Genomic DNA, 17,351 nt, shown 5'->3' on the forward strand with positions numbered 1-17,351 from the left:
GGCGGATCACGTTATTTTGACCAGGCGCGCGGATTGCGGATCCGCGTGGCTATCACTTCCTGGACGGACTTCGACATGGACGGACCCAACCCCGGCATCAAGCACCCGATCCCGATGCACACGCGCGTCGGCTTCCTGAAGCCTCTGGTGACAGAGCCGAACATCGAGATCGGCGACTTCACCTATTATGACGACCCGGACGGACCGGACAAATTCGCCGAAAAATGCGTGCTGCATCACTATCCCTTCATCGGCGACAAGCTCATCATCGGCAAGTTCTGCGCCATCGCCGAGGGCGCGCGCTTCATCATGAACGGCGCCAATCACGCCATGTCCGGCTTCTCGACCTATCCGTTCAACATTTTCGGCCATGGCTGGGAAAAGGGTTTCGACCCCCAGACATGGTCGAAGGAACTGCGCGGCGACACGATGGTCGGCAACGATGTCTGGATCGGCATGGAGGCCGTGATCCTGCCCGGTGTGGAAATCGGCCATGGCGCCATCATCGCCGCCAAATCGGTGGTGACGCACGACGTGCCGCCCTATGCGATCGTTGCCGGCAACGCCGCGAAAGTGGTGAAGATGCGTTTCGACGACAGGACGATCCGACGGCTGCTGGCGGTGGCATGGTGGGACTGGCCGGTGGACAAGATCGGCCGCAATCTCGACGCCATCAGGAGCGCCGATATCTCTCTACTGGAGGCAGCAGCTTGAACGTTCCCAACAGCACCGCGATCCAAACCGACCTGTTCACGCGCGGATGGATCTTCATCCGCGGCGTGCCGGCCATGAAGTTCCTGCCGCCGGAAGGGCCGCCGGAGATCGCCTTTGCCGGCCGCTCCAATGTCGGCAAGTCGTCGCTGATCAACGCCCTGGTCAACCAGAAGGGGCTGGCGCGCACCTCCAACACGCCGGGGCGCACGCAGGAACTCAACTATTTCGTGCCGGACGGATTTTCAGGCGAGGGCACCGACCTGCCGCCGATGGCGCTGGTCGACATGCCGGGCTACGGCTACGCCACCGCGCCCAAGGAGAAAGTCGACGAGTGGACCAAGCTGGTCTTCGACTATCTCAAGGGCCGCGTCACGCTGAAGCGGGTCTATGTGCTGATCGATGCCCGCCACGGCATCAAGGCCAAGGACGACGAGGTGCTGTCGCTGCTCGACAAGGCGGCGGTATCCTACCAGATCGTGCTGACCAAGACCGACAAGATCAAGGCCGCCGGCGTGCCGCGGCTGATCGAGGAGACGCTGCAAAAGATCAAGAAGCGTCCGGCGGCGTTCCCGTTCGTGTTGGCGACATCATCGGAAAAGGGCGAAGGCCTGGAGGAATTGCAGGCTGCCATCGTGCTCGCGGCCAATGGCGGCTAGTCGTCGTGCGCGCATACGTTGACCGCGCCCTGGCTATCGGTCAACATCGCAGCGCCGTTCGAGGGCAACCGGATGCGTATCGTTTTTCGTTGTGATCCCGCGCTTGCCGAAATGCTGCCCCGGCCGGTTCCCGCGCGTGGCGTGCTGCCTGACTGGCTCCGCAAGATGCCTCCGAAAGCCTATTCGGAAATCCATGGGCGAGAGATCAGGACAGTAAAACAGTGTCCGCCCTTCGTTGATGCGATGACACATGGCTTCATGATCCTGCTGCCATGCGATGTGACAGTTGAGAACGGGGCCTTTGAATGGCGGTGGGACATCGCCGAGCCGTCAACGAAGGGCCACCCGCGTTCGCCGCTCAGCTTCCATGTCGCCGAACAGCTCTCCGGCGCACCGTTGTCGAATGGCCTGGCGGCGATAAAATTCAACAGTTTCTGGACGATCGAGTTGGAGGAAGGCTGGTCCCTCTTCGCCACCCATCCGGTCAACCGCGATGATCTTCCTTTCCGCCTGGTGACTGGTGTCGTCGATTCGGATCACTTCCAGGACGCCGGCATCAATTTCCCGGCGATTTGGACCGACCAGGGTTTCTCCGGCGTGCTGGCGAAGGGCACGCCGGTTGCGCAATGCTTTCCCGTGCCGCGCGCCGCGCCCGAACTCGTTTTCGAAAGCTTCGATGTCACACGCAAAGCCTCCTATGAAAAAACCGTCGCCGAGGTTCTTGCCGAACCCGGCGTCTACCGTAAGCAGTTTCGCGTGAAACGCGCCCGCTAGAGCTCCGATTCGAGTGCCGCCGCTCCAAATGCGACCCGACCTAATTTTTGTTTTTACCAAGCAAGCCCTTCAACGCTTCGCGATCGATCCAAAGCTTGCCGTGCGGCGCTGACGTCAGGGCCATCGCGATGGTGCCAAAGGTTGTGGCGCGCTGCCCGTAGGCCGTTCGATAGGCCTCGATCGCGGCGTCCATATCGCCCGCTTCCTGAAGCGCTACCCCCAGATTGACCGCCGCCTCGGCGTCGTCGGGGCGTATCTCCAGCGCTTTGCGATAGGCGGCCGCTGCCCCCACATGATCATGCAGATCCTGCCTGACAAGGGCGAGGTCGAACCATGCCGATGCGGGCGCGCTTCGCTTTACGGCCCGCTCCAGCAAGGGTGCCGCATCGGCGGGCATTCCGTCCTCGAACAGCATGCGGCCCAGGCGTGCTGCCGCCTCCGCCGAAAAGGGATCGGCAAGTGTCAGCTGTCGCCATACCTCGAGCGCATGGGCCCGGTCGCCTGCCTCATCGAGCGTGCGCGCCTGCTCGATGAGCACAGCGGCGCCAGGCGCCAATTCCGCGGCGCGTGAGATATGGAACAGTGCTTGGTCAAAATCCCGCGCCGCCCGTTCCAAGCGGCCGGCGAGCAATTGAGCGGATGCGTTGTCAGCCCGGATCGCCAGACTTGCCTGAATATGGGCGCGGGCTTCCGATATCTCTCCCTTGGCGAAAAGAACGGCAGCCATAAGGTGGTTGAGGGCAGGGTCGTCAGCCGCCTCGCGAAGAGCCTCCCCGCAAAGCAGCCGTGCCTGCTCGTGGCGACCGGCGTTGAAGTCCGCCACGATGCGTCGCATCTGATTCTGGAGCTTCGGAACGCCCATCCCGATCTGCCCTCACGCTCGCGAACGAGAACCATGCCCGCCGAATGATCGGTTCTACCCAGATCCAGACGTTGACGCTCCGCGCCTTGAGGTCAAGCCGCCCTCCGCAAAAAATCGGCCACTGGACGGCCGTTTCGGAGATTCCTGTCAGGGCGAGTGTGAGCTGTTTTCTTCCTCTGCCAGCCTTTCGGTGCCGTAGGCCTTGAGGAACATGCCGACGCCCGACCGGACAATGTGATCGATCTCGTCCTGGGTCGGTGCCTTGGTGCGGTAGGCGAAGATGCACTGCCGGAAAAGACCGGCCAGGCATAGTTCGGTGAACTGATAGGCGGCGAGGTCGACATCGTCGATCTCGAGCAGGCCGCGCTCGATGGCGGCGTTGAGGAAGACCACCACCTTGTCATGGCCGCGCTTGGGCCCGCGTTCGTAAAAACGCGCGCCCATGTCCGGAATTCTGTCGGAGGCGCCGATAACCGTGCGCTGCGCCTGGATGACCCTGGCCGAGGTGATCTTCATCGACAGGACCTTGCCGAACTTGACCAGCGTCTGGCGCAAATCGTCGGCGCGGTCGAGCATGTCGTACATGTTCTTGAAGATGGTGCCGCGCTCTTCCTCGATCAGCGCCTCGAACAACTCTTCCTTGTTGGCGAAGTAGACATAGATGGTGCCCTTGGAGACACCGGCCTCGCGCGTGATGTCGTTCATCGAGGCGGCCTCGAAGCCCTTTTCGATGAAGACGCGGCGGGCACCGTCGATAATCTGGCTGCGCTTGACCGGATCCTGTCCGGCTGCCGGGCGGCCACGGCGCAGACCATCCAGCAGATCCTCGCACTGGTCGGCTTCGGCGTTGCGCACAGTCTCAACCATAAAAATCACACCCCGAAAATAATTCGAACCAACCGGTTCGATTGCCCCTTGATATGGTCCTCTTTACGCGCTATGTCAACGCCCAGATCGAACCGAACGGTTCAGTATTATAACTTTAGAGAGATGTCATGTCCTCGAATACGTCCGTCACCGCCGAAGTCCGCCCTTTCCCCAACGCCAAGGTTGCCCCGGCGACGGAAGCGCCCGATGTGCATGTCCAGCCAGTCGTCGCACCGCCGCCGGAGGCTGAAGCTCCGGCCAAGAAGAAGCGCTCGGTGCGCTCTTTCCTGCTGCCGATCATCGGCCTTGCCCTTTTGAGCGGCGGCGCCTGGTACGGCTATGATTACTGGACCACGGGCCGCTTCATGATCTCCACGGACGATGCTTATGTCCAGGCCGACATGGCGTTCGTCTCGCCAAAAATTTCCGGCTATGTCGATCAGCTCCTGGTCAGCGAGAACCAGCAGGTCAAGGCCGGCGATCCGCTGCTGACGATCGATGCCGGCGACTACAAGATCGCCGTTGCCCAGGCCGAGGCGCAGATCGCCACACTGGCCAAGACGCTCGACCGCATCGACGCGCAGACCAAGGCCGCGCAGGCCTCCCTGCAGCAGGCGCAGGCGCAGAAGGTCGCCGACCAGGCCGCCGCCGACAATGCCGGCCGCGCCCAGCAGCGCGCCGCTCAACTGGTCAAGACACATGTCGGCACGCAGGCACAGCTGGACGACGCCCAGACCGCGCTCGACCAGGCCAAGGCCGCTCTCGTCGGCGCCGACGCGCAGATCGCCGCTGCGCAGGCCAATATCGGCGTGCTCGAGGCACAGCGTGCCGAATCGGCGAGCACGCTTGCCTCCTTGCAGCTCGGCCGCGACAAGGCCGCGCGCGATCTCTCTTTCACCGTGCTCAAGGCGCCGTATGACGGCGTCGTCGGCAACCGCTCCGTCGAACAGGGCGATCTGGTCAGCCCCGGCCAGAAGCTCGCCGTGGTCGTGCCGATGGACAAGCTCTACATCGTCGCCAACTTCAAGGAGACGCAGCTTGCCCGGCTGGTTCCCGGCGAAAAGGTCAACATCTCGGTGGACGCCATCGACGGCCACCCCATCCAGGGAACCGTCTCCTCGCTGGCGCCGGCGTCGGGCGCGGTGTTCTCGCTGCTGCCGCCGGAAAACGCCACCGGCAACTTCACCAAGGTGGTGCAGCGCGTGCCGGTCCGCATCGATGTGCCGGCCGATGCGCTGAAAACCGGCAAGCTGCGCGCCGGCTTGAGCGTCGTCGTCGCCGTCGACAGCCGCACGGCGCCTGCCGCGACCAGTAACTGATCGCTTTTCGGAGGGCGGCTTGGTGGCTGATTGAAGCACCTGGCCGCCCGGCCTGCCTCAAGGAGGCTTAGGACATGGCAACCGCAACCATCACCGCAGGATCGCCACCGGCCATGCCGGCGGTTCCCGACACGATTTCGACGCGACGCGTCATTGCCTTCCTGGCGATGGTGTTCGGCATGTTCATGGCGATCCTGGACATCCAGATCGTCTCGGCCTCGCTGGCCGAAATCCAGGCCGGCCTCAGCGCCAGTTCCGACGAGATCCCGTGGGTGCAGACAGCCTATCTGATCGCCGAGGTGGTCATGATCCCGCTGTCGGGCTTCCTCAGCCGGATGCTGTCGACGCGCGTGCTGTTCACCGTCGCGGCCGCGGGCTTCACCGCGGCCAGCGCGCTGGCCGCGACCGCCACCAACATCGACCAGATGATCGTCTACCGCGCCGTGCAGGGCTTCATCGGCGGCGGCATGATCCCGAGCGTCTTCGCTGCCGCCTTCACCATCTTCCCGCCGTCGCGCCGCGCCATCGTCTCGCCGATGATCGGCTTGGTGGCGACGCTGGCGCCGACCATCGGCCCGACCGTCGGCGGCTATATCAGCCACGCCTTTTCATGGCACTGGCTGTTCCTGGTCAATGTCGTGCCCGGTATTCTGGTGGCGACCGCGGCCTGGTCGCTGATCGATTTCGACAAGCCCAATCTCAAGTTGTTCTCGAAGTTCGACTGGTGGGGCCTCGCCGGCATGGCCGCCTTCCTCGGCTGCATGGAGTACGTGCTGGAAGAGGGTCCGAACAACGACTGGCTGCAAGACCAGGCCGTGTTCATCTGCGCCATCATCATGACCATCGGCGCGGTGATCTTCTTCTGGCGTGTCTTCACCGCCGAGGAACCGATCGTCGACCTCAAGGCGTTCAGCAACATCAATTTCGCCTTCGGCTCGCTGTTTTCCTTCGTCATCGGCATCGGCCTCTATGGCCTGACCTATCTCTATCCGGTCTTCCTGGGGCGCATCCGCGGCTACGATTCGATGATGATCGGCGAAGCGCTGTTCGTCAGCGGCCTGGCCATGTTCTTCACCGCGCCCATCTCCGGCATCCTGTCGAGCAAGATGGATTTGCGGCTGATGATGATGATCGGCTTCTTCGGCTTCGCTACCGGCACATGGTGGATGACCCACCTGACCGCCGACTGGGATTTTTATGAGTTGCTCATCCCGCAGATCCTGCGCGGCTGTTCGATGATGCTGTGCATGGTGCCGATCAACAACATCGCGCTCGGCACCTTGCCGCCGGACCGGTTGAAGAATGCATCCGGCCTGTTCAACCTCACCCGCAATCTCGGTGGTGCGGTCGGCCTTGCCCTCATCAACACCGTGCTGATCGACCGCAATGCCTTCCACTACGCAAGGCTCGGCGAGCACGTGCAGTGGGGCAGCGCGGCGGCCCAGCAGAAGCTGCAGAACATGACGCTCAACTTCGAGCAGACATCAGGCCTGGACGCCACCAGTGCGGCGATCTCCAAATTGTCGGGCATGGTCCATCAACAGGCGGCGCTGCTGTCTTTCATGGACGTGTTCTACATGCTCACGGTGCTGTTCGCGACGCTTGGCCTGTTCACCATGCTGATCAGGAAGCCGGCCGCGCCCGGTGGTGGCGGAGGCGGCGGGCACTGAAACAAAAGAACCATACGCGGCAGCGGTTTCAGGAAGCTCCTCCAGTCCACGCCTGAAACGCTGACAGCGCAAAAAACTCCGGGCCGCAAAGCCCGGAGTTTTTTATTGCCCTTGCTAGAGCAATTCCAGGAAAAGTGTGTAGCGGTTTTCCGTCCGGAATTGCGTAAAAACAAATAGTTAGAGCAGTTCAGCGATTCTACCAATCGCTGAACTGCTCTAACGTCAGGCGGTGGCGGGCTTGAAGGTCAGCGCGACGCCGTTGATGCAGTGGCGCAGGCCGGTCGGCGCCGGGCCATCGTCGAAGACGTGGCCGAGATGGCCGCCGCAGCGGCGGCAATGCACTTCGGTGCGGGTCATGCCCAGCGACCGGTCCTCGGTCTTGCCGATGCCATTCGCGATCTCTTGCCAGAAGCTCGGCCAGCCGGTGCCGGAATCGAATTTCGTCTCCGAGGGATAGACCGGCAGGTCGCAGCCGGCGCAGGCGAAGATGCCCTTGCGGTGTTCGTTGAGCAGCGGGCTGGTGCCTGGATACTCGGTGCCCTCCTTGCGCAGCACGTCGAAGGCAGCCGGCGACAGGATGGCCTTCCATTCGTCGTCGGTCTTGGTGACCTCGAATTTCTCGGCCGCCTGGGCGGCCTGCGGGCTGCCCATGCGAAGCACCATTGCCGCGGCACCGACGACGCCGATCGCGGCGGCACCGCTCAAAAGAAAGTCGCGACGGTTCATGACCAGTTCCTCCTGTCGTCCGTTTTGCCAAATTATACCCGCCACGCAAAAGTCAAAAGCCGGTGACGGTTGCCCTCAAACGACACTCCGCGCCGTTCACGGCTGACCGTGGAACGGCGCGGAGCAGGCGTGCCGATTGCGGATCACGGGAGCGAGACGACGCGATCGACGGAGAGCTCTTGCAGCGGGTTCGTCCGCGGCAAGCGCCTTGTTACATTTTCGGTCCCATCACATTTTCGGGAGCAGAACCTTGTCGATGACATGAATGACGCCGTTGGATTGTTCGACGTCGGCTATCGTCACATTGGCGATATTGCCGTTCTCGTCGGTGACGGTGACCTTGCCGCCATCGGCCTTGAGCGACAGCTCGCAGCCGCCGACCGTCTTGACCTTGTGCGTCCCGCCGTCGGCCTTGGCCATTGCGGCCACATCCGCCCCCATCGCCTTGGCGCCGATGACGTGGCAGGCCAGGATCTTGGTGAGCTTGTCCTTGTTCTCGGGTTTGAGTAGCGTGTCGACCGTGCCGGCCGGCAGTGCCGCGAAGGCTTCGTTGGTCGGCGCGAAGACGGTGAACGGGCCGGCTCCCTGCAGTGTCTCGACCAGGCCGGCGGCCTTGACGGCGGCGACCAGCGTCGTGTGATCCTTGGAATTGACGGCGTTGTCGACGATGGTCTTGTTGGCAAACATGGCGGCGCCGCCGACCATCGGGTTTTCAGCATAAGCAGCCGTGGCAAGCGCGGAGACAGCGATCGTACCGGCGAGCAAAAGGGTGGCGAATCTACGCATGATATCTGGACTCCTCGGGTTTCTCTTCCCATTTTTGGGGACGCGAGGAGATACGGAACACAGATGCGTGAGTTTCAGACTATTTCCTGGTTTTTAGATTTATCTGCATTGCGGGATAAATTTTTCGAGCACGGCGGTTTGCCGGCTTACGGGCCTATTAGACATATGTGATGGAGATAGACTGGGTAATTTCTACCTTGTCACAATCCGAAGGGTCGATCAGATGCCCTTCAGATCGCCCGCGGCAACAACGGGGCCGGTCGGCTGGCCGGTCGGCGAGCCTCCGGCAGGCTCGAGGCTGACGGCCAGCACGGCGCCCTGCGCGAGTTTCTGCTGCGTGGCGGGCGAGACCCCAATGTGTGCCGTCGCACCGGCCGGGATGACGCCCATCGAGACCGGCGCGTTCTTGCCCTCGATCATCCACAGTTCGAAGTCCTTGCCGGAGGCGAGCGCGCCGGAAACATGCGAAAGGCTGACTTCATGCCGTTCGGATTCATAGACGGCGAGATATTTGACGTCGCTGCCGTCGGCCGCCAGCGAGGCGACCAGTCGCGCCTGCGGCTGTTCAGCCGGCCGATTGACGTAGGGAACGGCGACATAGAGCGCCAGCGCGGCAACAGCCGCCACGGCGAGACCACGCCAGAAGGCGAGGCTGGACCACAGGCCGGCGCGCGGTTCGGCGGGCGCGGCGGCGGTGGATGAAAACAGCCGGCGGTCGATCGCCGGCTTCACCGAAGCCGGCGGTTCGATCTCCGGATAGCCGGCGCCCAACGGCGAGAGGTGAACTTCCCAACCATCGACGAGCCGCGCGAACTCTGTCTCGCTGTCGATGCGCCTGGATGCGATCTGCCGCTCTTCCGCCGGCAGAACGCCAAGAACATATTCGGCGGCGAACAGGTCGTCGCCTCCACGTTCCGGTCCATTGTCCTCTGCCAGCGTCATCTTTCCAGGCATTCCCTGAGCTTCATCAGGCTGCGGCGCAGCCAGGTACGCATCGTGTTCAACGGCACGCCGTGACGTTCCGCCAGTTCGGCATAGCTTTCGCCCTTGAGATAAGCGCCGCGGACGGCCGCCGCCCGGTCCTTTTCCAGTTCATCGAGACAGTGGTGGATGCGTTCGGTCTCATCGCCCGCCACCGCCATGGCTTCTGGTCCCGGCGCCGGATCGGCCACGTCGAGCGCGGTATCGATATCGACTGCAGGCTTGCGCCGCGCTCGGATGCGATCGATCGCATGGTTGCGCGCGATCGCCACCAGCCAGGAGATCGGGCTCAGATCGGAGACGGCAAAACGATCCGCCTTCGTCCATATCTTGACGAAGACTTCCTGCAACGCCTCTTCCGCGTCTCCCCGGTCGTTCAATACACGAAGGCACACGCCGAAAAGTTTCGCACTGGTCTGCCGGTACAGCAGGTCGAACGCAGCCCGATCCTTCATCGAAGTCCGAACGATCAGCTTGGTGATGTCCTGCGGCGTCATGCGGGTCCAAATTAGGCAATTGCGATGTATTTGCAACGCGGAAATATTCCGCGCGCCTAAAGTTCCGGCGTCCGCACACCTGCCTCGAGGCTGTGTCCCAGTTTGAATTCAAAGATTGGCAATCGCTTTTGAGGCGATGACCCCGACATGCTACACTTTAGCGGAAAGCAAGGGAGATTTGGCATGAGATTGGTAGTCGCCAAACCTGAGGATGTCGCGACTGCCTTTGCCGATGCTTGGAATAGACATGACATGGACGACTTCGCGGCGCTGTTCGCCGACGACGCTAATTTTGTCAATGTCGTGGGCATGTGGTGGAAGAACCACACCGAGATCGAAAGGGCGCACCGCGCAACTCATGAAACCATGTTTCGCGACAGCCGATTAGAAGGTGCCGTCTCGTCAGTTGTTGAATTATCTTCCGGCATTGCATCGGTGCATTATACATGGATCCTGACTGGTGCATCCGCTCCGGACGGCTCATCCGCCGGAACGCGAAAAGGCATTCTGCTTCTGGTTGTTGTGAAGGAAGAACAGTCGGGCTGGCGGATAAAGGTTGCCCAGAATACCGACATTGTTCCGGGGGCGGTTGCTCCCCCTCCAACTCCATGAGATAGGCGTCTTACAAAAACTCGCCGCTCAAATTCCAAACTGAGACATTATGGCCTGGATTGCCAACGGAATCGCCGCTGACTAGCTTGGCGGCAACGGGGGAGCGCGCATGTCGGTCGAACGAATCCTTTGGGAAGAAGACGCGACCGGCCTCGCCGCTCTGGTGCGCAAGGGCGACGTGTCGGCGATCGAATTGACCGAAGCGGCAATCGCCCGCGCCGAGGCCACTCGCCCCGAAATCAACGCCACGGCCGAAACGCTCTATGACGCCGCGCGGGCGCGGGCGAAGAGCATCGACCGCTCCTTGCCGCTGGCCGGCGTCCCCTTTGCCATCAAGGATCTCGGCATCGCCGCCAAGGGCGTGCCCTCGCATGGCGGCAGCCGCATTCCCGCATGGGTGCCCGATTTCAATTCGGTGATGACCGACCGCTATCTCGCCGCCGGGCTGATCCCGATCGTCACCTCGACCTCGCCCGAGCACGGGCTGCGGCTGATGACGGAATCCAAAGCCTTCGGCATCACCCGCAATCCCTGGAATACCGGCCACACCACCGGCGGCTCATCGGGCGGTTCGGCAGCCCTGGTCGCCGCCGGCGTCGTGCCGGCGGCGCATGCGTCGGATGGCGGCGGCTCGATCCGCGTGCCTTCGGCCTGCAGCGGCCTTGTCGGTCTCAAGACCTCGCGCGGCCGTGTCCCGATGTCGCCGCTGGTAAGCGAAAGCTGGTACGGCATGGTCGTCGATCACGCCGTCACCCGCTCGGTGCGCGACTGTGCGCTGCTGCTCGACCTCACTCATGGTCCAGATGCGCTGGCGCCTTATGCCGCGCGGCCGCCAAAGGGTCCGTTCGCGGCCGCTGCCGCGCGCGATCCCGGCAAGCTCAAGCTGGCCGTCTACCGCAAGTCGCCGCTCGGCCTGCCGATTTCGGCCGAGACGCTCAAGGCGCTCGACATTGCCGTGGCGCTCGCCCGTGAGGGCAGCCATACCGTCGAGGACATCGAGCTGCCCTTCATCGGCCGCGATTTCTTCGCCGATTTCTGCACGACGGTCGCCTCCGCCGTTGCCGGCTCGTTGCGGGGTGAAGCGCTGCGCGTCGGCCGCTCCGTGACGGGCGACATCGAGCGCGCCACGCGGGTGCTCGGCCGGTTGGGCGAAATGGTCTCGGCCGGCGAGGTCTATGCCGGCCTGCAGCGGCTGCATGCCGCCTCGCGCCGCCTGATCGAGGATACTGCGCGCTATGATGCGGTGCTGATGCCCGTCATCGCGCACCCGCCGCTTGCCTGCGGCGCCATGGATCCCAAAGGCGCCGACGAGTTGATCGAAACCCTGCTCGACAAGCTGCATCTCACGGCGCTGCTCAGGATCAAACCACTGTTCGGCCAGTTGATGGACAAGAGCCTCTGGTTCACGCACTGGCCCGCAATCCACAATGTCAGCGGCCAGCCGTCGATTGCGCTACCGGTCCATGTCACGGACGCCGGCCTGCCGCTCGGCATCCAGGCCGCCGGCCGCCCGGGCGACGAGGAAACGCTTTTGTCGCTCGCCGCGCAGATGGAGAAGATCTCGGGCTGGCTGAAGCGGCGGGCGCCGCTGATGGTGCCGTCACAATGACGACACCGTGAACGGCTCGAATATGACAGCAATGCCATTTGCGGCTCGCGTCAATTCCCGCTAAGACGCCGCCGTCCTTACCTGATGCATGTCGCCCAAAAGTGCCAGCGGTTTGGGGACAACGGCATGCATAAAACCAAAAGCCAGGGAACCACGCCGATGACGGACGTCGCCGCCACCGCCGAAATGCAGGCCGCACTCTTGTCGCGCGCGCTGCCCTACATGCAGCGCTACGAGCACAAGACGGTCGTGGTGAAATATGGCGGCCATGCCATGGGCGACATCGAGCTCGGCAAGGCCTTCGCCCGCGACATCGCGCTGTTGAAGCAGTCCGGCGTCAATCCGATCGTCGTCCATGGCGGCGGCCCGCAGATCGGCGCCATGCTGAACAAGATGGGGATCGAATCCAAGTTCGAGGGCGGCCTGCGCGTCACCGACCAGAAGACGGTCGAGATCGTCGAGATGGTGCTGGCCGGGTCGATCAACAAGGAGATCGTCGCACTGATCAACGCCGAGGGCGAATGGGCGATCGGCCTGTGCGGCAAGGACGGCAACATGGTGTTCGCCGAAAAGGCGCGCAAGACCATGATCGACCCCGATTCCAACATCGAGCGCGTGCTCGATCTCGGTTTCGTCGGCGAGCCGGTCGAGGTCGACCGCACGCTGCTCGACCTGCTGGCACGCTCCGAAATGATCCCTGTTCTGGCGCCGGTGGCGCCCGGCCGCGACGGTCACACCTACAACATCAACGCCGACACTTTCGCCGGCGCCATCGCCGGCGCCTGCAAGGCCTCGCGCCTGCTGTTCCTCACCGACGTGCCGGGCGTGCTCGACAAGAACAAGAAGCTGATCGACGAGCTGACGGTCACCGAGGCGAAGGCGCTGATCAAGGACGGCACGGTCTCGGGCGGCATGATCCCCAAGGTCGAGACCTGCATCGAGGCGATCGAGCGCGGCGTCGAGGGCGTCGTCATCCTCAATGGCAAGACGCCGCATTCGGTGCTGCTCGAACTCTTCACCGAACACGGCGCCGGTACACTGATCGTGCCTTGACATTTGCGCTTCGGAGCCCGGCATCCTCAGTCCGGCAGAGCGGCGACGGCCACGATCTCGATGACGAGATCGGGATGCGCGAGCGCGGCGACCCCGATCACTTCCGAGGGCGGCGGATTGTTGTAGCTGCAGTGCTTCGGGCAGTGCTCGGCGAAGAATTCGTCCATCACGTCCAGCCGGAAATTTGGGGAGCTCAGCGCGCCTCCGTCGGGAAACGGCCCTTTGACGTACTGGGTGATCTTGACGAGATATTCGAGCGAGCTGCCGAGCTCCTCCAGATCCGATTTGATGTTCGTCAGAATGGAACGCCATTGCGTCGCCGCGTCGCCGACGGCGCCCCCCTTGCCGCTCGACGGGTCATAATTCTCGGCCGTGCCTGTATTGCCGGCAAGGAAGACATACCCCTTGGCTCCGGTCACGACGGTGCCTTTCCCCCAAGGCATAGGCCGGCCACCTTTCATCTTCTTATGCGTGACAAGTTTCATCGCTTCCTCCTGCTGGCCACCATCATCCGATCGCCAGAAATTAGCGCGAGGTCCGCTGGCGGCCAGGGCGAGACGGGTCAGGCCGGCGGCGGTGAGACGCCAAAGGCATGCTGCTCGGCGGCAGGCGCCGTTAATGGTCTCTTCGCCGGGCGCTGAAAGGTCATCGACTCTTCCTCCGCATCCTGCGGCGCGCCCCAGAATTCGGCGAGCGTCGGGCCGCCTTTCACCCGGTTGTCGGTCACCAGGAAACCCCACACCTCGCGGAACCAGACGCGGCGGCCCATTTTGGTGTACCAGCGCATCGAATGCCGCTGCTCGGGATCCGGGTGGAACAGGATGCGCGCCAGCGCCTTCGGCCGCGACTGCACGGCGAGTTCGATCAGCTTGACCGAGAAGAACAGCATCCATGGCTTGAGCCGCGTCATGTGCAGCACCTGGTGTTTGTAGTCCCACAGGCGGGCGTCCTTCTGGATGACCCTGCGATCCCGCGCGATGCGGAAGAACGGCGTCCACCGATGCGGCGTCACATAGAGCGCCTGGATCTGGTCCGGGTCATAGGCGATGAGCTGGCGGAAACCACGCCAGAGATCACGAAAACCTTCATCCTCGAAACCGGCCACCCAGGTCGCCATCGACAGGATGCCGTGCTTTCGCAGCAGCCGTATCGCCTCGCGGTCGGACGAGGTGCTGCCGCCCTTGCGGATCAGTCGCAGCGTCTGCTCGTCGGTGTTTTCCATGCCGAGCAGCCAGCGGATAACACCGGCCTTGCGGTAGAGGTGCAGCATGTCGGCGTCGCGCACGATATCGTCGGCGCGTGTCGAGCCGACGATCAGCACCGGCACGTTCTCGGCGATCATCGCATCCAGGAAAGCGCGCCAGGCCTTCTTCGAGACGGTCGGGTTCTCGTCGGCGAGGTTGATCAGCTCGACGCCGTGCTCGCGGTGTAGCCAGGCGATCTCCTGCGCGAATTTCTTGGGATCGCGATGCCGCCAACGGGTCCAGAAGCCGCGCTGGCCGCAATAATTGCACAGATGCGGGCAGCCGCGCGAAAACTGCATGACCACCGCGCGCTTGCCGCCCCAGTAACTGTATCTGCTGACGTCAATCAGTTCCCAGCCGACGCGGTAGGCGTCGAGGTCGGCGATGGTCATCGCCGCCTGGGTGGCGAAGGGCCGGCGCAGATCGTCGCGATAGGCGATGCCGGCGACGCTTGCCGGCGGCTGGCGCATTTCCACCGCCTCGACCAGCGCCACCACGGTCGCCTCGCCCTCGCCGCGCACGATGAAGTCGAAGACGTCGGTCTCAGTCAGGATGTCGCGCCAGTGATAGGTCGGGAAGACGCCACCATAGATGACGATCGTCGCAGGTTCGCGCGCCTTGATCATCGCGGCGATCAACAAGGCGGTCGGATGCGCAGAAGTGGATCCGGAATGGCCGATCAGGACGAAGTCGGGACAGTCCTTCAGGGCTTCCGCGACGACCGAGGCGAGCGGCATCGGCCCGAACTCGGCATCGACGAGCCGCACCTCATGGCCGGCGTCGACCAGCGGGCCGCCGATGGCCAGCAGGCCGAGTGGCGGCAGGTGATCGTCGGGCACGCGGCTGCCGATGGCGGTGTGCGGCGGATTGATCAGGACGATTTTCATAGCGGACCTCCAGGACGTTGGTCCGCATGCTGGCCGGCGATCGTGCCGCCCGGTTGGCCCGTTTCAGCAGTTTGCTCGCAGCTTTTCCGCAGAAAAGAGTGAGCGCTGTCAGCGCCTGAGATGCGCGAGCGGCACGTGGCCGGGTCCCTTGATGTTCTGCAGCACCAGCTGGGTGTGGACGTCGCGCACGCCCTCGAGCCGCATCAGCCGATGCATGACGAAGGCGTTGAGCTCGTCGACCGATGGCACCATGACATGCAGCAGGAAATCGTGGTCGCCGGTCATCGTCCAGCACGACGACACCTCGTCCATGCGCTGGACAGAGGCAATGAAGCTTTCGGGAGAGCCGTCGCTGTGGCTGACGAGGCGCACCTGGATGAACACCTCGACCATCAGGCCGACCGCGCGGCGGCTGATCACGGCGGCAAATCCCTTGATGATGCCGGCTTCCTGCAGCGCTTCGAAGCGCCGCGCGCAGGGCGTGGTGGAGAGGCCGATCTCCTGCGCCAGCTCGGAGACAGGTTTGCGCCCGTCGCGTTGCAGGACATCGAGCATCCTGATCTCGAAATCATCGAACTGAGGCATTTTCACTCTCCTTGTGTCGATTTTGAGTGAATGTTATCTCGAATATGCCGCTCGATCTACGATCAAAACCAATTTGCCTCGGTAAGTTGGGCTACACTTTCGGCACCGCAGCCATCGATGCTTTGCGAGGGAGAAGACATATGACGACGATGAGCGTTGCCGAATATGCCCGCGACTGCGCGGCGCAAGGGTTGCGCGGCGACTATTCGGTCTGCCGCGCCGATTTCACCGTGGCACAGGGCTATGACTACAGCGGCGAGGAGCAGGCGGTGTGGCGCACGCTGTGCGACCGCCAGACCAGGCTGACGCGCAAGCTCGCCCACCATTCCTATCTCGACGGCGTGGAGAAGCTCGGCCTGCTCGACGCCATTCCCGATTTCGCCGACGTCAGCGCCAGGCTGCGCAAGCTGACCGGCTGGGAGATCGTCGCCGTGCCCGGCCTCATTCCGGCGGCCCCGTTCTTCGATCACCTCGCCAATCGCCGCTTCCCGGTCACCAACTGGCTGCGCACCAGGCAGGAACTCGACTATATCGTCGAGCCGGACATGTTCCATGATTTCTTCGGCCATGTGCCGGTGCTGTCGCAGCCGGTGTTCGCCGATTTCATGCAGATGTATGGCAGGAAGGCCGGCGACATCATCGCGCTCGGCGGCGACGAGATGATCACCCGGCTCTACTGGTACACGGCCGAGTATGGCCTGATGCGGGAAGCCGGCCAGCCGCTGAAAGCCTTCGGCGCCGGGCTGATGTCGTCGTTCACCGAATTGCAATTCGCGGTGGAGGGCAAGGACGCCCACCATGTGCCGTTCGACCTGGAAACGGTGATGCGCACCGGCTACGAGATCGACAAGTTCCAGCGCGCCTATTTCGTGCTGCCGTCCTTCGACGCCTTGCGCGATGCCTTCCAGAGCGCGGATTTCGAGGCGATCGTCACGCGCCGCAAGGGCCAGCCGGCGCTCGACCCGGCGACGGTCTAGTCCGTTTCGGTTTTGGGAATACGACATAAAAACAAAGACCTAAAGCGCGTCGCATGACTCCGTTTCGACGCGACGCGCTTCAGACGCTTTGATCCCGGCAGGCTATTGCAGGGCGGCGGGGTTCATCCACAGGAACTCCCAGACATTGCCGTCAGGGTCTTCGATGTGGCGGTTGAACATGAAGCCGAGATCCTGCGCCGGATTGGGATCAGCGCGTCCGCCTGCCGCCACGCCCTTCTCGATCATGGCGTTGACGTCGTCCTTGCTGTCGGCGGTGAGCGCGATCAGCATCTGGCTTTCACGCCTGGGGTCGCCGATCTGCCGCGCGGTGAACTGGCTGTAGTACTGATGCGAAAGCAACATGACGCCAATGGAGTCCGAGAACATGATCGAGCTGGCCTGGTCGTTCGAGAACTGCGGATTGAGCGTGCCCCCGATCGCGAGATAAAAATTGGTGGCTGCCTGCAGATCGCGCACCGGCAGATTTATGAAGATCATCTTGGTCATCGGTCTAAAGCCTCGCCTTCGTTGA

Annotated in this window: 19 protein-coding genes; 9 read left to right on the forward strand and 10 right to left on the reverse strand. The window is 63.0% G+C overall.

All coding sequences use genetic code 11. The annotated features are described in order from the left end of the window. The first annotated feature begins 75 nt into the window (after positions 1-75). The 3 genes from EN808_RS23970 (at position 76) to EN808_RS23980 (ending at position 2,144) form a co-directional block, all read left to right on the forward strand. Positions 76-714 (forward strand): CatB-related O-acetyltransferase, encoded by a 639-nt coding sequence (locus tag EN808_RS23970; protein ID WP_167531531.1) that lies wholly within the window; start codon positions 76-78, stop codon positions 712-714. Then, entirely contained in the window at positions 711-1,370 is a 660-nt protein-coding gene (gene yihA / locus EN808_RS23975; RefSeq protein ID WP_127278556.1) for a ribosome biogenesis GTP-binding protein YihA/YsxC, read from the forward strand. Before EN808_RS23970 ends, yihA begins: the two co-directional genes overlap by 4 nt. Before the next feature lie 72 nt (positions 1,371-1,442). Beyond that, positions 1,443-2,144 carry a hypothetical protein gene (locus tag EN808_RS23980; protein WP_135917043.1) on the forward strand — a complete coding sequence of 234 codons (702 nt, stop codon included), beginning with the start codon at positions 1,443-1,445 and terminating at the stop codon, positions 2,142-2,144. A gap of 40 nt (positions 2,145-2,184) precedes the next feature. Here EN808_RS23980 and EN808_RS23985 read toward each other — a convergent pair whose 3' ends face one another. After that, positions 2,185-3,006, reverse strand: a complete 822-nt coding sequence (locus EN808_RS23985) for a tetratricopeptide repeat protein (RefSeq protein WP_245525120.1) — start codon at positions 3,004-3,006, stop codon at positions 2,185-2,187. Positions 3,007-3,153: 147 nt separating this feature from the next. Further along, a complete protein-coding gene (locus tag EN808_RS23990; RefSeq protein ID WP_135862562.1) occupies positions 3,154-3,873 on the reverse strand; it encodes a TetR/AcrR family transcriptional regulator in 720 nt (239 codons plus the stop codon). Positions 3,874-4,001: 128 nt separating this feature from the next. On the opposite strand from EN808_RS23990, the gene EN808_RS23995 reads away from it, so the two are divergent. Further along, positions 4,002-5,192 carry an HlyD family secretion protein gene (locus EN808_RS23995; protein WP_135917044.1) on the forward strand — a complete coding sequence of 397 codons (1,191 nt, stop codon included), beginning with the start codon at positions 4,002-4,004 and terminating at the stop codon, positions 5,190-5,192. 113 nt (positions 5,193-5,305) lie between these two features. Then, positions 5,306-6,862: a DHA2 family efflux MFS transporter permease subunit gene (locus EN808_RS24000; protein WP_245520811.1), complete on the forward strand. Its 1,557-nt coding sequence runs from the start codon at positions 5,306-5,308 to the stop codon at positions 6,860-6,862. 222 nt (positions 6,863-7,084) lie between these two features. On the opposite strand, the gene msrB is transcribed toward EN808_RS24000, so the two are convergent. The 4 genes from msrB to EN808_RS24020 all read right to left on the reverse strand — a co-directional run bounded on the left by msrB (position 7,085) and on the right by EN808_RS24020 (position 9,852). Further along, positions 7,085-7,588 carry a peptide-methionine (R)-S-oxide reductase MsrB gene (msrB, locus tag EN808_RS24005; protein ID WP_135882740.1) on the reverse strand — a complete coding sequence of 168 codons (504 nt, stop codon included), beginning with the start codon at positions 7,586-7,588 and terminating at the stop codon, positions 7,085-7,087. Positions 7,589-7,816: 228 nt separating this feature from the next. Beyond that, complete coding sequence (locus EN808_RS24010) at positions 7,817-8,374, reverse strand: fasciclin domain-containing protein (RefSeq protein ID WP_135917045.1); 558 nt, start codon at positions 8,372-8,374, stop codon at positions 7,817-7,819. 219 nt (positions 8,375-8,593) lie between these two features. Next, on the reverse strand, positions 8,594-9,316 hold the full coding sequence (locus tag EN808_RS24015; RefSeq protein ID WP_135917046.1) for an anti-sigma factor: 723 nt from the start codon (positions 9,314-9,316) through the stop codon (positions 8,594-8,596). Beyond that, entirely contained in the window at positions 9,313-9,852 is a 540-nt protein-coding gene (locus EN808_RS24020; protein WP_127280228.1) for a sigma-70 family RNA polymerase sigma factor, read from the reverse strand. The genes EN808_RS24015 and EN808_RS24020 overlap by 4 nt, the downstream gene beginning before the upstream one ends. Positions 9,853-10,035: 183 nt before the next feature. On the opposite strand from EN808_RS24020, the gene EN808_RS24025 reads away from it, so the two are divergent. From EN808_RS24025 to argB, 3 genes are all read left to right on the forward strand, one after another. Beyond that, on the forward strand, positions 10,036-10,464 hold the full coding sequence (locus tag EN808_RS24025) for an SgcJ/EcaC family oxidoreductase (protein WP_135917047.1): 429 nt from the start codon (positions 10,036-10,038) through the stop codon (positions 10,462-10,464). Between the two features lie 109 nt (positions 10,465-10,573). Then, a complete protein-coding gene (locus tag EN808_RS24030) occupies positions 10,574-12,073 on the forward strand; it encodes an amidase (RefSeq protein ID WP_135917048.1) in 1,500 nt (499 codons plus the stop codon). A gap of 159 nt (positions 12,074-12,232) precedes the next feature. Continuing rightward, positions 12,233-13,126, forward strand: a complete 894-nt coding sequence (gene argB / locus EN808_RS24035) for an acetylglutamate kinase (RefSeq protein WP_127276050.1) — start codon at positions 12,233-12,235, stop codon at positions 13,124-13,126. Positions 13,127-13,152: 26 nt separating this feature from the next. On the opposite strand, the gene EN808_RS24040 is transcribed toward argB, so the two are convergent. From EN808_RS24040 to EN808_RS24050, 3 genes are all read right to left on the reverse strand, one after another. Further along, complete coding sequence (locus EN808_RS24040; protein ID WP_135917049.1) at positions 13,153-13,611, reverse strand: RidA family protein; 459 nt, start codon at positions 13,609-13,611, stop codon at positions 13,153-13,155. A 77-nt stretch (positions 13,612-13,688) separates the two neighbouring features. After that, positions 13,689-15,257, reverse strand: a complete 1,569-nt coding sequence (bchE, locus tag EN808_RS24045; RefSeq protein WP_135917050.1) for a magnesium-protoporphyrin IX monomethyl ester anaerobic oxidative cyclase — start codon at positions 15,255-15,257, stop codon at positions 13,689-13,691. Between the two features lie 108 nt (positions 15,258-15,365). After that, positions 15,366-15,842, reverse strand: a complete 477-nt coding sequence (locus EN808_RS24050; RefSeq protein WP_135882734.1) for an Lrp/AsnC family transcriptional regulator — start codon at positions 15,840-15,842, stop codon at positions 15,366-15,368. Between the two features lie 140 nt (positions 15,843-15,982). On the opposite strand from EN808_RS24050, the gene phhA reads away from it, so the two are divergent. Then, positions 15,983-16,819: a phenylalanine 4-monooxygenase gene (phhA, locus tag EN808_RS24055; protein ID WP_135917051.1), complete on the forward strand. Its 837-nt coding sequence runs from the start codon at positions 15,983-15,985 to the stop codon at positions 16,817-16,819. A gap of 102 nt (positions 16,820-16,921) precedes the next feature. Here the strand turns inward: phhA and EN808_RS24060 are convergent, their stop codons facing one another. Next, positions 16,922-17,326: a VOC family protein gene (locus EN808_RS24060; protein ID WP_135917052.1), complete on the reverse strand. Its 405-nt coding sequence runs from the start codon at positions 17,324-17,326 to the stop codon at positions 16,922-16,924. Between the last annotated feature and the right edge of the window lie 25 nt (positions 17,327-17,351).

This window comes from Mesorhizobium sp. M8A.F.Ca.ET.165.01.1.1 (genome assembly GCF_004792065.1).
GTDB lineage: Bacteria > Pseudomonadota > Alphaproteobacteria > Rhizobiales > Rhizobiaceae > Mesorhizobium.

What these genes read in the sequence shown, in the direction of transcription:
- EN808_RS23970 (WP_167531531.1), top strand. Translation starts at nt 76, where the DNA reads ATGGACGGACCCAACCCCGGCATCAAGCACCCGATCCCGATGCACACG.
- EN808_RS23980 (WP_135917043.1), top strand. Translation starts at nt 1,443, where the DNA reads ATGCGTATCGTTTTTCGTTGTGATCCCGCGCTTGCCGAAATGCTGCCC.
- EN808_RS23985 (WP_245525120.1), bottom strand. Translation starts at nt 3,006, where the DNA reads ATGGGCGTTCCGAAGCTCCAGAATCAGATGCGACGCATCGTGGCGGAC.
- EN808_RS23990 (WP_135862562.1), bottom strand. Translation starts at nt 3,873, where the DNA reads ATGGTTGAGACTGTGCGCAACGCCGAAGCCGACCAGTGCGAGGATCTG.
- EN808_RS23995 (WP_135917044.1), top strand. Translation starts at nt 4,002, where the DNA reads ATGTCCTCGAATACGTCCGTCACCGCCGAAGTCCGCCCTTTCCCCAAC.
- EN808_RS24000 (WP_245520811.1), top strand. Translation starts at nt 5,306, where the DNA reads ATGCCGGCGGTTCCCGACACGATTTCGACGCGACGCGTCATTGCCTTC.
- msrB (WP_135882740.1), bottom strand. Translation starts at nt 7,588, where the DNA reads ATGAACCGTCGCGACTTTCTTTTGAGCGGTGCCGCCGCGATCGGCGTC.
- EN808_RS24010 (WP_135917045.1), bottom strand. Translation starts at nt 8,374, where the DNA reads ATGCGTAGATTCGCCACCCTTTTGCTCGCCGGTACGATCGCTGTCTCC.
- EN808_RS24015 (WP_135917046.1), bottom strand. Translation starts at nt 9,316, where the DNA reads ATGACGCTGGCAGAGGACAATGGACCGGAACGTGGAGGCGACGACCTG.
- EN808_RS24020 (WP_127280228.1), bottom strand. Translation starts at nt 9,852, where the DNA reads ATGACGCCGCAGGACATCACCAAGCTGATCGTTCGGACTTCGATGAAG.
- EN808_RS24025 (WP_135917047.1), top strand. Translation starts at nt 10,036, where the DNA reads ATGAGATTGGTAGTCGCCAAACCTGAGGATGTCGCGACTGCCTTTGCC.
- EN808_RS24030 (WP_135917048.1), top strand. Translation starts at nt 10,574, where the DNA reads ATGTCGGTCGAACGAATCCTTTGGGAAGAAGACGCGACCGGCCTCGCC.
- argB (WP_127276050.1), top strand. Translation starts at nt 12,233, where the DNA reads ATGACGGACGTCGCCGCCACCGCCGAAATGCAGGCCGCACTCTTGTCG.
- EN808_RS24040 (WP_135917049.1), bottom strand. Translation starts at nt 13,611, where the DNA reads ATGAAACTTGTCACGCATAAGAAGATGAAAGGTGGCCGGCCTATGCCT.
- bchE (WP_135917050.1), bottom strand. Translation starts at nt 15,257, where the DNA reads ATGAAAATCGTCCTGATCAATCCGCCGCACACCGCCATCGGCAGCCGC.
- EN808_RS24050 (WP_135882734.1), bottom strand. Translation starts at nt 15,842, where the DNA reads ATGCCTCAGTTCGATGATTTCGAGATCAGGATGCTCGATGTCCTGCAA.
- phhA (WP_135917051.1), top strand. Translation starts at nt 15,983, where the DNA reads ATGACGACGATGAGCGTTGCCGAATATGCCCGCGACTGCGCGGCGCAA.
- EN808_RS24060 (WP_135917052.1), bottom strand. Translation starts at nt 17,326, where the DNA reads ATGACCAAGATGATCTTCATAAATCTGCCGGTGCGCGATCTGCAGGCA.